At 50.0% G+C, this 14,020-nt stretch carries 13 protein-coding genes; 10 read left to right on the forward strand and 3 right to left on the reverse strand.

All coding sequences use genetic code 11. The annotated features are described in order from the left end of the window. Window positions 1–58 precede the first annotated feature (58 nt). From murC to mutT, 9 genes are all read left to right on the forward strand, one after another. Entirely contained in the window at window positions 59–1,516 is a 1,458-nt protein-coding gene (murC, locus tag BN1044_RS19370) for a UDP-N-acetylmuramate--L-alanine ligase (protein WP_211095729.1), read from the forward strand. Further along, a complete protein-coding gene (locus BN1044_RS19375; RefSeq protein ID WP_072310054.1) occupies window positions 1,509–2,429 on the forward strand; it encodes a D-alanine--D-alanine ligase in 921 nt (306 codons plus the stop codon). Before murC ends, BN1044_RS19375 begins: the two co-directional genes overlap by 8 nt. 1 nt (window position 2,430) lies before the next feature. Beyond that, entirely contained in the window at window positions 2,431–3,297 is an 867-nt protein-coding gene (gene ftsQ, locus BN1044_RS19380; RefSeq protein WP_025800359.1) for a cell division protein FtsQ, read from the forward strand. Beyond that, a complete protein-coding gene (gene ftsA / locus BN1044_RS19385) occupies window positions 3,294–4,550 on the forward strand; it encodes a cell division protein FtsA (RefSeq protein WP_004094542.1) in 1,257 nt (418 codons plus the stop codon). Before ftsQ ends, ftsA begins: the two co-directional genes overlap by 4 nt. Window positions 4,551–4,619: 69 nt before the next feature. Further along, a complete protein-coding gene (gene ftsZ, locus BN1044_RS19390; RefSeq protein WP_025800357.1) occupies window positions 4,620–5,780 on the forward strand; it encodes a cell division protein FtsZ in 1,161 nt (386 codons plus the stop codon). Window positions 5,781–5,893: 113 nt separating this feature from the next. Beyond that, complete coding sequence (lpxC, locus tag BN1044_RS19395) at window positions 5,894–6,811, forward strand: UDP-3-O-acyl-N-acetylglucosamine deacetylase (protein WP_025800356.1); 918 nt, start codon at window positions 5,894–5,896, stop codon at window positions 6,809–6,811. Between the two features lie 259 nt (window positions 6,812–7,070). Beyond that, window positions 7,071–7,598, forward strand: coding sequence for a secA translation cis-regulator SecM (gene secM, locus BN1044_RS19400; RefSeq protein WP_072310089.1), 528 nt, complete (start codon window positions 7,071–7,073; stop codon window positions 7,596–7,598). 76 nt (window positions 7,599–7,674) lie between these two features. Beyond that, the gene (gene secA / locus BN1044_RS19405; protein ID WP_072310055.1) at window positions 7,675–10,383 is read left to right on the forward strand and encodes a preprotein translocase subunit SecA; all 2,709 of its coding nucleotides are present in this window, start codon (window positions 7,675–7,677) and stop codon (window positions 10,381–10,383) included. A gap of 106 nt (window positions 10,384–10,489) precedes the next feature. Next, on the forward strand, window positions 10,490–10,879 hold the full coding sequence (gene mutT / locus BN1044_RS19410; protein ID WP_168780286.1) for an 8-oxo-dGTP diphosphatase MutT: 390 nt from the start codon (window positions 10,490–10,492) through the stop codon (window positions 10,877–10,879). 49 nt (window positions 10,880–10,928) lie between these two features. Here mutT and yacG read toward each other — a convergent pair whose 3' ends face one another. From yacG to coaE, 3 genes are all read right to left on the reverse strand, one after another. Then, complete coding sequence (gene yacG, locus BN1044_RS19415; protein ID WP_072310057.1) at window positions 10,929–11,123, reverse strand: DNA gyrase inhibitor YacG; 195 nt, start codon at window positions 11,121–11,123, stop codon at window positions 10,929–10,931. Between the two features lie 65 nt (window positions 11,124–11,188). Next, window positions 11,189–11,941 carry a cell division protein ZapD gene (zapD, locus tag BN1044_RS19420; RefSeq protein WP_072310058.1) on the reverse strand — a complete coding sequence of 251 codons (753 nt, stop codon included), beginning with the start codon at window positions 11,939–11,941 and terminating at the stop codon, window positions 11,189–11,191. Beyond that, on the reverse strand, window positions 11,934–12,557 hold the full coding sequence (gene coaE / locus BN1044_RS19425) for a dephospho-CoA kinase (protein WP_072310090.1): 624 nt from the start codon (window positions 12,555–12,557) through the stop codon (window positions 11,934–11,936). Before coaE ends, zapD begins: the two co-directional genes overlap by 8 nt. 394 nt (window positions 12,558–12,951) lie before the next feature. Between coaE and BN1044_RS19430 the strand changes: the two genes are divergently transcribed. Beyond that, complete coding sequence (locus tag BN1044_RS19430) at window positions 12,952–13,998, forward strand: GMP reductase (RefSeq protein ID WP_072310059.1); 1,047 nt, start codon at window positions 12,952–12,954, stop codon at window positions 13,996–13,998. Window positions 13,999–14,020: the final 22 nt, after the last annotated feature.

Consider the following 14,020-nt stretch of genomic DNA (forward strand, 5'->3'; position numbering starts at 1 on the left):
GAACTGAGAAACAGTGAATAAGAACGTAAATACTCAACAACTCGCGAAACTGCGTACCATGGTGCCTGAGATGCGTCGCGTCCGGCACATTCACTTTGTCGGCATCGGCGGTGCTGGCATGGGCGGTATTGCCGAAGTGTTGGCTAATGAAGGCTATCAAATTAGCGGTTCTGATTTAGCGCCGAACCCCGTCACGCAGCAGTTAGCCGAACTGGGGGCGCAGATCTACTTCAACCATCGCCCTGAAAACGTCAAAGACGCGAGCGTGGTAGTAGTTTCGACGGCGATTTCTGCGGATAACCCAGAGATCGTTGCGGCGCGTGAAGCCCGTATTCCCGTTATTCGCCGCGCTGAAATGCTGGCCGAGCTGATGCGTTTTCGTCATGGTATTGCCATTGCGGGCACTCATGGCAAAACAACGACAACGGCGATGGTTTCCAGCATTTATGCGGAAGCGGGCTTAGATCCAACGTTTGTAAACGGTGGTTTGGTTAAAGCTGCAGGAACGCATGCGCGTTTAGGTTCTAGCCGTTATCTGATTGCCGAAGCGGACGAAAGCGATGCATCCTTCCTGCATTTACAGCCGATGGTTGCCGTGGTGACCAATATCGAAGCCGATCATATGGATACTTACCATGGCGACTTCGAGAACCTGAAGCAGACGTTTATCAATTTCCTGCATAACCTGCCGTTCTATGGCCTCGCAGTGATGTGTATTGATGATCCTGTGGTGCGTGAATTACTGCCGCGCGTAGGACGTCACATCATTACCTACGGTTTTAGCGATGATGCGGATGTGCGTATCGAGTCCTATCAGCAAAATGGCGCACAAGGCACTTTCTTTATCTGTCGCCAGGATAAGCCTCGTTTAGCCGTAACGTTAAATGCGCCAGGCCGCCACAACGCCCTGAACGCGGCAGCAGCCGTTTCTGTTGCCACCGAAGAGGGGATTGCGGATGAAGACATTCTACGTGCGCTAGAAGGCTTCCAAGGCACCGGGCGTCGCTTTGATTTCCTTGGCGAGTATTCGCTGGAGAATGTGAACGGCAAAGAAGGTAAAGCTATGCTGGTGGATGACTATGGTCATCACCCAACCGAAGTGGACGCCACAATTAAAGCTGCTCGCGCGGGATGGCCGGATCGCCGTTTGGTGATGGTATTCCAGCCGCACCGTTTCACGCGAACTCGCGACCTGTATGATGATTTTGCGAATGTGTTGTGTCAGGTTGATGTTTTATTGATGCTGGATGTTTACTCCGCCGGTGAAACGCCAATTCCGGGGGCCGATAGCCGCTCCCTGTGCCGCACCATTCGTAGCCGTGGCAAGTTAGATCCAGTACTGGTGTCTGACGCTGCAACATTGCCAGCAACGCTGGCTCAGTTTTTAGAAAATGACGACCTGATTTTGACTCAGGGCGCCGGAAATATTGGCAAAGTGGCGCGGACTTTGGCTGAGCAGAAATTGCAGCCGATTAACGTTGACAGAACAAGTACGGATGAAAAACATCATGGCTGAGAAAGTTGCTGTATTACTGGGTGGTACCTCCGCAGAGCGTGAAGTCTCTTTACAGTCAGGCCAAGCAGTTCTTAATGGTCTGAAAGAGGCGGGTATTGACGCGCATCCGGTGGATATAAAAGACTTCCCTGCGACACAATTAAAAGACGCGGGCTTTGATAAGGTCTTTATCGCTCTGCATGGCCGTGGTGGTGAAGATGGAACGCTGCAAGGGGTTCTGGAATTCCTGCAACTGCCTTATACCGGCAGCGGCGTAATGGCTTCGGCGCTGACCATGGACAAACTACGTACCAAGCTGGTTTGGCAGGCGTCTGGCTTACCGGTATCTCCTTTTGTCGCCATCAGCCGTGACCAGTTTGATGAAGGCTTAACCCAAGAAATGTTGGTTGAGCTGAATGCGCTCGGTTTACCGCTGATTGTTAAGCCGAGCCGCGAAGGTTCAAGCGTCGGTATGAGTAAAGTAAGCGATGTCAGCGAGTTTGATGACGCGCTGGTCGAAGCTTTCCGCCATGACGACGACGTGCTAGTTGAGAAGTGGTTAAGCGGCCCTGAATACACCGTGGCTTTCTTGGGTGAAGAGATTTTACCGTCAATTCGTATACAAGCGCCGGGAGTCTTCTATGATTATGAAGCTAAGTACTTGTCGGATAAGACTGAATACTTCTGCCCAAGCGGTTTGAGCGAAGAGCGCGAACGTGAACTGGCTGAGCTGGCGCGTAAGGCCTATAAATCGCTGGATTGCAGCGGCTGGGGACGCGTAGACGTTATGATGGACGCTGACGGAGAGTTCTATTTGCTGGAAGTGAATACGGCACCGGGAATGACCAGCCATAGTCTGGTACCAATGGCGGCGCGCCAGTATGGGTTGAGCTTCTCTCAGCTAGTTGCCCGCATCTTGGAGCTGGCTAACTGATATGTCGCAGGCAGCCCTGAACACTCGCGACCGTGAACCGACCGGTTCTGGCCAACGCCGTAGTGGTGCAGGTCTGCGTCGCAGTAATGGTATTCGTTTGTTTGGTATGATTTTTTTACTAATCATACTGGGTTCAATAGTGGTTAGTGGCTGGATGGTGGTGAGCTGGATGAAAGACGCCAGCCGCATGCCGCTTTCCAAGCTGGTAGTAACCGGTGAGCGTCATTTCACGAAGAATGACGATATTCGGCAGGCGATTTTGTCGTTGGGTGCTCCGGGCACGTTCATGACGCAAAACGTCGATGTTATCCAGCAACAGATTGAGCGTTTACCGTGGATTAAGCAGGCCAGCGTGCGTAAGCAGTGGCCTAATGAACTCAAGATCCATTTAGTGGAGTATGTTCCGGTCGCGCGTTGGAATGACCTACGTTTGGTCGATGCCGAAGGCAAATCGTTCAGCGTGCCAGCAGAGCGTACAGTGCAGCAGAAAATGCCGTTGCTGTATGGCCCAGAGGGCAGCGAAAATGATGTGCTGGAAGGCTATCACTCAATGAGTCAGGAACTGGCGAAGAATAATTTTAAGCTGAAAATGGTGTCAATGAGTGCACGCCACTCATGGCAGCTAGGTCTGGATAACGACATTCGTCTTGAGCTGGGGCGTGATGATCCTTCTGGACGACTGGCGCGGTTTGAGGAACTTTATCCCGCGTTACAGCAGCAGGCGCAGGCAACCAATCAACGTATTAGCTACGTTGATCTGCGCTATGACACCGGCGCCGCCGTGGGATGGGCTCCAGCGCCGCTTGACCAGCAGACACAGCAAAACGCTAATCAGCAACAGAATCAGGCACAGGTTAAACAACAATGATCAAGTCGACGGACAGAAAACTGGTAGTTGGACTGGAGATCGGAACGGCGAAAGTAGCCGCTCTGGTAGGGGAAGTTCTGCCCGATGGCATGGTCAATATCATCGGTGTGGGCAGTTGCCCATCCCGTGGCATGGATAAGGGCGGTGTTAACGATCTGGAATCCGTCGTTAAATGCGTCCAACGCGCGATTGATCAAGCCGAACTGATGGCAGATTGCCAAATTTCTTCAGTCTATTTGGCTCTTTCTGGCAAACATATCAGTTGTCAGAACGAAATAGGGATGGTTCCTATTTCCGAAGAAGAAGTGACGCTGGAAGATGTAGAGAATGTGGTTCATACCGCGAAGTCTGTTCGCGTGCGTGATGAGCACCGCGTTCTGCATGTTATCCCGCAGGAATATGCCATCGACTATCAAGAAGGCATCAAAAATCCGGTTGGCCTTTCTGGCGTGCGTATGCAAGCTAAGGTTCATCTGATTACCTGCCATAATGATATGGCAAAGAATATTGTCAAAGCAGTTGAGCGCTGTGGGCTTAAGGTCGATCAACTGATTTTTGCGGGACTTGCAGCGAGTTATGCTGTATTGACCGAGGATGAGCGCGAACTGGGCGTTTGTGTGGTAGATATCGGCGGTGGCACCATGGATATGGCAGTCTATACCGGTGGAGCACTGCGTCATACCAAGGTTATCCCATATGCAGGTAACGTGGTAACGAGCGATATTGCCTATGCATTTGGAACGCCTCCAACTGACGCCGAAGCGATTAAAGTGCGTTACGGATGCGCGATGGGGACGTTGGTCAGCAAAGACGAAAGCGTCGAGGTACCAAGTGTTGGTGGACGTCCACCGCGCAGCTTGCAGCGTCAGACGCTCGCTGAGGTTATCGAACCACGTTATACAGAACTGTTAAATCTGGTGAATGATGAAATTCTGCAGTTGCAGGAACAGCTTCGCCAGCAGGGTGTCAAACATCATCTGGCAGCAGGGATCGTGTTAACCGGTGGTGCCGCGCAGATCGACGGATTGGCAGCGTGTGCACAACAGGTTTTCCATACGCAAGTACGTATTGGACAGCCTCTGAATATCACTGGCCTGACAGATTATGCGCAGGAACCTTACTACTCAACGGCGGTTGGGTTGCTGCATTACGGAAAAGAGTCGCACCTTAGCGGTGAGGCTGAAGTAGAAAAAAGAGCTTCAGTGGGCAATTGGTTCAAGAAAATCAACGGCTGGCTGAGAAAAGAGTTTTAATGTTTAAAAAAAGAGATCATCCTTACGCGTTATGATCTCGAAGCGACAGGCACAAAACGGAGAGAAACTATGTTTGAACCAATGGAATTAACCAATGACGCGGTGATTAAAGTCATCGGCGTCGGCGGCGGCGGTGGCAATGCCGTAGAGCACATGGTGCGCGAGCGTATCGAGGGCGTAGAGTTCTTCGCCGTTAACACGGATGCTCAGGCGTTGCGTAAAACAGCTGTCGGCCAAACCATTCAGATCGGTAGTGGTATCACTAAAGGTTTGGGTGCGGGTGCAAACCCTGAAGTCGGTCGTAACTCTGCAGAGGAAGACCGTGAAGGTCTGCGCGCTGCATTGGAAGGTGCTGACATGGTCTTCATCGCAGCCGGTATGGGCGGTGGTACAGGCACTGGTGCTGCGCCCGTTGTGGCTGAAGTAGCCAAAGATTTAGGTATTCTGACTGTTGCCGTGGTGACTAAGCCTTTCAACTTTGAAGGCAAAAAGCGCATGGCGTTTGCAGAACAGGGTATTGCTGAACTGTCCAAACACGTGGACTCCCTGATCACTATTCCGAACGATAAGCTGTTAAAAGTTCTGGGTCGTGGTATTTCCCTGTTAGACGCATTCGGCGCGGCTAACGACGTACTGAAAGGTGCGGTGCAGGGTATTGCGGAACTGATTACACGCCCAGGTCTGATGAACGTCGACTTCGCGGACGTGCGTACCGTCATGTCTGAAATGGGTTATGCCATGATGGGTTCGGGTATTGCCTGCGGTGAAGACCGTGCGGAAGAAGCGGCTGAAATGGCTATCTCTTCTCCACTGTTGGAAGATATCGATCTGTCTGGTGCGCGCGGCGTGCTGGTTAACATCACTGCGGGCTTCGACCTGCGTTTAGATGAGTTCGAAACCGTTGGTAACACTATTCGTGCATTCGCTTCTGACAATGCAACCGTAGTTATCGGTACTTCTCTGGATCCAGAGATGAACGATGAACTGCGTGTGACCGTCGTTGCGACCGGCATCGGCATGGATAAGCGTCCTGAGATTACACTGGTAACAAGCAAACAGGCTCCACAGCCGGTTATTGACCAGCGTTATCAGCAGCACGGCTTGTCTCCGTTACCACAAGAAAACAAACCTGCAGCGGCCAAAGTCGTTAACGACCAAACCGCTCAGGGGAGCAATAAAGAACCAGATTATCTGGATATTCCAGCCTTCTTGCGTAAGCAAGCTGACTAATTTACTCAGATATTTGGCATCTCCGCTCTTTGTGCTAAACTGTCCCGCCGCCCTTAGTATAAAGTTAACTTTGCTAAAGGTGGTTGGATGGATAAACACTGCGAGATAAAACGATGATCAAACAACGGACATTAAAACGTATTATTCAGGCGACTGGTGTCGGTCTTCATACCGGCAAGAAGGTCACACTGACTATGCGCCCAGCCGCGGCTAACACCGGGGTCATCTATCGTCGCACTGACTTGAATCCACCGGTTGATTTTCCGGCTGATGCAAAATCCGTGCGTGATACCATGCTCTGTACTTGCCTGGTTAATGAGCATGACGTACGTATTTCTACCGTAGAACACTTAAACGCTGCTCTGGCAGGTTTAGGTATCGACAACTTAATTATTGAAGTTGATGCGGCAGAAATTCCTATCATGGATGGCAGCGCCAGTCCTTTCGTTTATCTGCTGTTAGAAGCGGGTATCGAAGAGCTGAACTGTGCGAAGAAATTCCTTCGCCTGAAGCAGACTGTGCGTGTTGAAGATGGCGATAAGTGGGCTGAACTGTCTCCGTATAACGGTTTCAGCTTAGACTTTACTATCGACTTCAATCATCCAGCGATTGATTCCAGCTCACAGCGTTACCGGATGGATTTCTCCGCCGAATCGTTTGTGCGCCAAATTAGCCGTGCGCGTACTTTTGGTTTTATGCGTGATATCGAATATTTACAGTCCCGTGGTTTGTGCCTGGGCGGTAGTTTCGATTGTGCCATCGTAGTGGACGATTACCGCGTTCTTAACGAAGATGGCCTGCGTTTTGAAGACGAATTCGTTCGTCACAAAATGCTGGATGCGATTGGTGACTTGTTCATGTGTGGACATAACATCATTGGTGCGTTCACCGCATTCAAATCAGGTCATGCATTGAACAACAAACTGTTACAAGCAGTATTGGCTAAGCAGGAAGCTTGGGAATACGTAACGTTTGAAGATGATGCCGAAATGCCAATCGCATTCCGCGCACCAACAACAGTTTTGGCTTAACGCCTACTGTTTCTGATCACGACTGGCGGAGTTAGTACTCTCTCCGGCTAATGAAGCCAGTCGTTCTAATTTTTATTCCTGCTTAAATCTTCTATTAGCGCTTTATTCCCTGCTTTAATTCTTCATAATCAAACTACTATGATGTAAACGCATCATTATTATTGTTTCTATCGAGTGGTATTGATGAATCCTGATGTGGATTGATAATAATAATGGTAAAATCTGCGGCCTATGTGTAGTGGAAATACGGAAATCTGATGTGATTGGTATTCTCAATCGTTGGCGACAATTTGGCAGACGCTATTTTTGGCCGCATCTCCTATGGGGGATGGTCGCGGCTACGCTTGGTGTGCCTACTGCATTAGCGAATACCGAACAGACTAAAGTTGCCGATCCTTCTACCAGCTTGCAGCGTTTAATCAACGCCCATAACACGAATGAATTCGCCTGGCTTCAGGCCAGCAAACGCCGCGGTAGTTTTCAATCCGTGGATTATTGGCATCAGCATGCGCTGCGCACGGCGATTCGGCATCTAAGCTATCGCATGACCCCGCAGGCAGCGACGAGTGAGCCCGTCAATGATATCAAGGCTGGTGAGCTGCATGCTCAGCAGCTGGTGTTACTCAGTTCTTTAAGCTCGCTGTTAACGCTACAGCCGGCTATCACGCCTTCTACCCCCGTTTTATTGATGCCTGAGTCGGATACTGCGCCTATCGCGCATAAGCCAGCACTCTGGGTTGCTCAGGTTCAGGGCATTCGTGCCGGACCCCAGCTACGCCATATCTAATTGTTTTTTATACCATCTCATCACTATAAAATTTGGGCGATCGTCAAGCATCGCTCCCTAAGAGATATTAAGAATTATGTTAATTAAATTATTGACCAAGGTTTTTGGTAGCCGTAACGATCGTACGCTGCGCCGTATGCGCAAAGCTGTAGCACTGATTAATCAGATGGAACCGGAGATGGAAAAACTCTCCGACGACGAGCTGAAAGCAAAAACCAATGAGTTCCGTGAGCGTTTGGCAAAAGGCGCAACGGTAGAAAGCTTGTTGCCAGAAGCTTTTGCGACCGTTCGTGAAGCGAGTAAGCGCGTGTTTGGTATGCGTCACTTCGACGTTCAGCTGTTAGGCGGTATGGTTCTGAATGACCGCTGTATCGCAGAAATGCGTACTGGTGAAGGTAAGACCCTGACCGCAACCCTGCCGGCATATCTGAATGCGCTGAGCGGCAAAGGCGTACACGTTGTTACCGTGAACGACTACTTGGCACAGCGTGATGCCGAAAACAACCGTCCACTGTTCGAGTTCCTCGGCCTGTCTGTTGGTATCAACCTGCCTGGTATGACCGCACCAGCGAAACGCGCCGCTTACGCCGCTGATATCACCTACGGTACTAACAACGAATACGGCTTTGACTACCTGCGCGACAACATGGCGTTTAGCCCTGAAGAACGCGTTCAGCGCAAATTGCACTATGCGCTGGTGGATGAGGTTGACTCCATTCTGATCGATGAAGCGCGTACGCCGCTGATTATCTCTGGCCCTGCAGAAGACAGCTCCGAGATGTACATCCGTGTGAATAAACTTATTCCTAAGCTGATCCGTCAGGAAAAAGAAGACTCTGATACCTTCCAAGGTGAAGGTCACTTCTCCGTTGATGAGAAAAGCCGTCAGGTTAACCTGACCGAACGTGGTCTGATCCTGATTGAAGAGATGCTGGTTGAAGCGGGCATCATGGAAGAAGGTGAGTCTCTGTACTCTCCGGCTAACATTATGCTGATGCATCACGTTACCGCGGCATTGCGCGCACACGTGCTGTTTACGCGTGACGTTGACTACATTGTTAAAGATGGCGAAGTTATCATCGTCGATGAGCACACCGGCCGTACCATGCAAGGTCGTCGCTGGTCTGATGGTCTGCATCAGGCGGTTGAAGCGAAAGAAGGCGTTGAGATCCAAAACGAAAACCAAACGCTGGCTTCTATTACCTTCCAGAATTACTTCCGTCTGTATGAAAAATTAGCCGGTATGACCGGTACTGCTGATACTGAAGCATTCGAATTCAGCTCTATCTACAAACTGGATACCATCGTTGTTCCAACCAACCGTCCAATGATCCGTAACGATATGCCTGATCTGGTCTACATGACTGAAATGGAAAAAATCGGTGCGATTATTGAAGATATCCGTGAATGTACTAAACGCGGACAGCCAGTGCTGGTGGGTACTATCTCGATTGAAAAATCAGAAGTGGTTTCTCAGGAGCTGACTAAAGCGGGTATCAAACACAACGTATTGAACGCCAAGTTCCATGCGAAAGAAGCAGATATCGTGGCCAACGCCGGTCAGCCTGGCGCGGTAACTATCGCAACCAACATGGCCGGTCGTGGTACTGACATTGTGCTGGGCGGCAGCTGGCAGACTGAAGTCGCTGATCTGGTTGAGCCTACTGACGAACAGATTGAAGAAATCAAAGCCGCGTGGAAAATTCGCCATGATGCAGTTCTGGCAGCGGGCGGTTTACACATCATTGGTACCGAGCGTCATGAATCACGCCGTATCGATAACCAGCTGCGTGGCCGTGCGGGCCGTCAGGGTGATGCCGGTTCTTCTCGCTTCTACCTGTCTATGGAAGATGCCCTGATGCGCATCTTCGCTTCTGATCGCGTTACCGGCATGATGCGTAAATTAGGTATGAAACCAGGCGAAGCCATTGAGCATCCTTGGGTGACCAAAGCAATCGCCAATGCGCAGCGCAAAGTTGAAAGCCGTAACTTTGATATTCGTAAGCAACTGCTGGAATATGATGATGTGGCCAATGACCAACGCCGTGCGATCTACACCCAGCGTAACGAACTGCTGGACGTAAGCGACGTTAGCGAAACCATTACCAGCATCCGTGAAGATGTGTTTAAAACCGTGCTTGATACCTATATCCCACCGCAGTCACTGGAAGAAATGTGGGATATCGAAGGCCTGCAAGAGCGTCTGAAGAATGACTTTGATTTGGAAATGCCAATCAAAGAGTGGCTTGATAAAGAGCCTGAATTGCATGAAGAAACTCTGCGTGAACGCATTTTCCAGCAGGCCGTTGAAGTTTATCAGCGCAAAGAAGAAGTTGTTGGCGTAGAAATGATGCGCAACTTTGAGAAGGGCGTGATGCTGCAAACGTTGGACTCCCTGTGGAAAGAACATCTGGCTGCCATGGACTACCTGCGTCAGGGCATCCATCTGCGTGGTTATGCGCAGAAAGATCCTAAGCAAGAATATAAGCGTGAATCCTTCGCGATGTTCGCGTCTATGCTGGAATCGCTGAAATACGAAGTGATCAGCGTGCTGAGCAAAGTTCAGGTGCGTATGCCAGAAGAAGTTGAAGCAATGGAACAACAGCGCCGTGAAGAAGCTGAACGTCTGGCCCGCCAGCAGCAGCTTAGCCACGTAGATGATGCCACTCTGGTTGCGCAGGATTTGGCTTCTCAGACAGGCGAACGCAAAGTTGGGCGTAACGATCCATGTCCTTGCGGTTCTGGTAAAAAATACAAACAGTGTCATGGTCGCCTGCAAGGCTAATCATTTAACGCTGTGAACATCATTGTTATCAAGGGATACGCTTTGGCGTGTCCCTTTTTCTTACCTTATCAGGTAAGAATGTCATCAGAAGGAATAAGCTATGAGCCTGAAACATTTGCACATTGCAGTGGGTATTATTCGCAATGACGAAGGGGAGATTTTCATTACTCAGCGTGGCAGCGACTCACATTTATCCGGCCTGTGGGAGTTTCCCGGCGGAAAAATTGAGGTTAATGAGAGTCCAGTTCAGGGATTGCAGCGTGAGTTATTAGAAGAGACGGGGATTGAAGTATTGGACAGTGAACTGCTGTACCAGCTGGATCATCGTTTTAGCGATCGTATTGTCACGCTCTATTTCTACTTGGTTAAGTGTTGGAATAACACGCCATACGGGCGAGAGGGCCAGCCAATGCGTTGGGTGCACCAGCATCAGCTGAAAGCTGAAGAGTTTCCCGAGCCTAACAAGCCGGTTATCGAACAGCTTAACAAGGCTTAACACTTAACGAAACTTAGATGGCGTAGGAAAACCTACGCCTGTGAACGCATTACTGCTCTTCACTCCAGTCATCACTTTCTGAAAGATCTGGATTACTCGGAATGCGCTTCTCTTCATCCGCCCATTCGCCAAGATCAATCAGCTGGCAGCGTTTGCAGCAGAATGGACGATAAGGGCTTTGCTCACCCCAAATTACGGATTTGCCGCAGATAGGGCAGTTCACCGTCATTACTTCATCTTTCATTTTCTATTTCCTTTCGTGCTCACTTTTTTGAGAACGCTTCAGCGTTGTGAGCCTTTAGTGCATTTTTAGCAGCAGGCTAGTTCAAACTGCAAACGTTCTGGAACAGAACCCTGCTCACTATCAAGTGGTAAGAAGCGGATCGCAAAACGGGTTTTGTGCCCGGAAACTTGCGGGTACACCTGCAAATTCAAAGCAATATTCATTCGCAGCAGGTCGGCATCTTCCGCGTTATCCTGATAAAAACCGTTGAGACTGATCATCGGTTTAAAAACGCCAGAGTTACGGATTAAGTTTAGGATTAACGTCAGCGTTGCGGATAATGGTTCAAGGGAAGTGAGCCAAGAATCGACCAGTTCGTCGCGGACTTCTTGCGGCTGATGCAGCCAAATGTGCAGTGTAGGAAGGTCAAAACTACAGCAACCACCGGGGATACCCAAACGCTGACGAACCAAGGCGATGAGACGATCTTCTCGCAGCTGTTGGCCAATACGCGGCGCAGCCATCAATGTGGCGGCCTGATTTTTCAGTTGGTTACGTAATTGGCGGATCATCTCCTGATCGACGCCGGGAACTTCAGTCCATTGCAACAGTTTACGCTGTTGGCGTTCAAGCTCTTTTAATAGCTCGGTGCGCACTTCGCCGCGCTCCAATACATCGAGCAGATCGGCCGTGGTACGAAAAAAGGCGAGAGCGCCAGTGATATCTTGTAGATGTCTATGTTGCTGTAATTGCTGAAGTAAGAAATCGATTCGTAGCCAAGTACGCATCTTTTCATTTAGCGGATGTTCAAACAAAACAGTCGTAGATGTATCACTCATGGTGTGGATCCTGTTGGGTCGCTGCCGCCAGATCTAGATAGTGACGATGCAGTGAGGCAACGCGCGGCGCGATGGTTTCAGGGCTACCGCTGTTCTCAATAATATCATCAGCATAGGCTAAACGCTGTGCACGTGTGGCCTGGGCTGCCAAAATGTTTGCGGCTTGTTCGCGAGAAACACCGTCGCGAGCCATCGTCCGCTGAAGCTGTACTTCAGGATCAACGTCAACTACCAAGACGCGCTGCGCTCGTTGAGTTAATCCATTTTCAATCAGCAGAGGAACCACCCATAAAGCATAAGGGGTATCAATCGTGGTCAGTTGACGCTGCGTCTCTTGATGAATCATGGGATGCAGCAGGCTATTGAGCCACATTTTTTCCTGCGGTTGATTAAAAATAATTTCTCGCAGCAATGCCCGATTTAATGAGCCATCATCCAGCAATATTTTTTGACCGAAATGTGCGGCAATTTTTTGTAGCGCGGGAGCGCCAACGGCGACAACCTGCCTGGCAATGACGTCGGCATCAACAACGGGAACGCCCAACTGACTGAACGCATCCGCGACAGTGCTTTTACCACTGCCGATCCCTCCGGTTAATGCAACGATATAGGTCATCATGCCACCTTTTCATAGCAAATTAGCGCATCAATGCTTGCTGACTAACACCTTAATTAACCCACTATGGGTGCGAGAAATAAATGCCATGCGAATCATAATGGTCCTAGCGCCAAGTGCAAGCAAGGATCTTATTGGCTCGACTATTTTGAGAAAAAAACAGGCAGAGTTGTAAGGTTTACGCTTTTTTATGCAGAAAAATGTGATCTGGAAGGGAGGAACTGGCTCGGATAAATTTATGGGAGTGTAACCTAAATTTTGATGAAAAAGCAGTCTTGTCGAGGTGGAATTCTTGCGTATGATAACGTCACTGGAACTGGCGTCATGCAACAGCCAATCGTTTGTATGATTGCATTCCCTGCGAATCGTCGCCGTTAACCAGGAAACCAAACACATGCGTATTGAAGAAGATCTGAAGTTAGGCTTTAAAGATGTCCTGATCCGCCCTAAGCGTTCAACCTTAAAAAGCCGTTCTGAAGTTGAGCTTGAGCGTGAGTACACCTTTAAGCATTCAGGATGGAAGTGGTCCGGCGTTCCGGTTATCGCAGCCAATATGGACACGGTAGGCACTTTCCGCATGGCAGAAGCGCTCGCTTCTTTCGATGTGCTGACCGCAGTTCACAAACATTACACCGTAGAACAGTGGCAGCAGTTCGTTCAGCGTTCGTCTGAAAGCGTACTGCGCCATGTTATGGTTTCTACCGGTACCTCTGAAGCTGACTTCCTGAAGATGAAGCAGATTCTGGCCTTATCCCCATCGCTGAAGTTTATCTGTATTGACGTTGCTAATGGTTATTCAGAGCACTTCGTGGCCTTCCTGCGTAAAGCGCGTGAAGCATGCCCAGATAAAGTGATTTGTGCGGGTAACGTTGTTACCGGTGAAATGGTCGAAGAGCTGATTTTGTCCGGCGCAGACATTGTAAAAGTCGGCATCGGTCCGGGCTCCGTGTGTACCACGCGTGTGAAAACCGGCGTTGGTTATCCACAGCTGTCCGCCGTGATTGAGTGTGCCGATGCTGCGCATGGTCTGGGTGGGCAAATTGTATCCGACGGTGGTTGCACCGTGCCGGGTGATGTGGCTAAAGCTTTCGGCGGTGGTGCTGATTTCGTGATGCTGGGTGGGATGCTGGCAGGGCATGATGAATGCGAAGGCCGTGTCGTTGAAGACGAAAGCGGTGATAAGTTCATGTTGTTCTATGGCATGAGCTCTGAGTCTGCCATGAATCGTCACGTTGGCGGTGTTGCGGGCTACCGTGCAGCAGAAGGTAAAACCGTGCGTCTCCCGCTGCGTGGCTCGGTAGATAACACCGTTCGTGATATCTTGGGTGGCCTACGTTCAGCTTGTACCTACGTTGGCGCAGAGCGCTTGAAAGAGCTAACCAAGCGCACGACCTTTATCCGCGTTGCGGAGCAGGAAAACCGCGTTTACGGTTCCAACTAAGTTAGCACTCTAAATGCAGCCA

The sequence above is a fragment of the Hafnia alvei genome (assembly GCF_900095695.1).
Lineage (GTDB): Bacteria > Pseudomonadota > Gammaproteobacteria > Enterobacterales > Enterobacteriaceae > Hafnia > Hafnia alvei_B.

Excerpts from the sequence above, each read along its gene's own strand:
- murC (WP_211095729.1), top strand. The coding sequence starts at position 59 with ATGGTGCCTGAGATGCGTCGCGTCCGGCACATTCACTTTGTCGGCATC.
- BN1044_RS19375 (WP_072310054.1), top strand. The coding sequence starts at position 1,509 with ATGGCTGAGAAAGTTGCTGTATTACTGGGTGGTACCTCCGCAGAGCGT.
- ftsQ (WP_025800359.1), top strand. The coding sequence starts at position 2,431 with ATGTCGCAGGCAGCCCTGAACACTCGCGACCGTGAACCGACCGGTTCT.
- ftsA (WP_004094542.1), top strand. The coding sequence starts at position 3,294 with ATGATCAAGTCGACGGACAGAAAACTGGTAGTTGGACTGGAGATCGGA.
- ftsZ (WP_025800357.1), top strand. The coding sequence starts at position 4,620 with ATGTTTGAACCAATGGAATTAACCAATGACGCGGTGATTAAAGTCATC.
- lpxC (WP_025800356.1), top strand. The coding sequence starts at position 5,894 with ATGATCAAACAACGGACATTAAAACGTATTATTCAGGCGACTGGTGTC.
- secA (WP_072310055.1), top strand. The coding sequence starts at position 7,675 with ATGTTAATTAAATTATTGACCAAGGTTTTTGGTAGCCGTAACGATCGT.
- yacG (WP_072310057.1), bottom strand. The coding sequence starts at position 11,123 with ATGAAAGATGAAGTAATGACGGTGAACTGCCCTATCTGCGGCAAATCC.
- zapD (WP_072310058.1), bottom strand. The coding sequence starts at position 11,941 with ATGAGTGATACATCTACGACTGTTTTGTTTGAACATCCGCTAAATGAA.
- coaE (WP_072310090.1), bottom strand. The coding sequence starts at position 12,557 with ATGACCTATATCGTTGCATTAACCGGAGGGATCGGCAGTGGTAAAAGC.
- BN1044_RS19430 (WP_072310059.1), top strand. The coding sequence starts at position 12,952 with ATGCGTATTGAAGAAGATCTGAAGTTAGGCTTTAAAGATGTCCTGATC.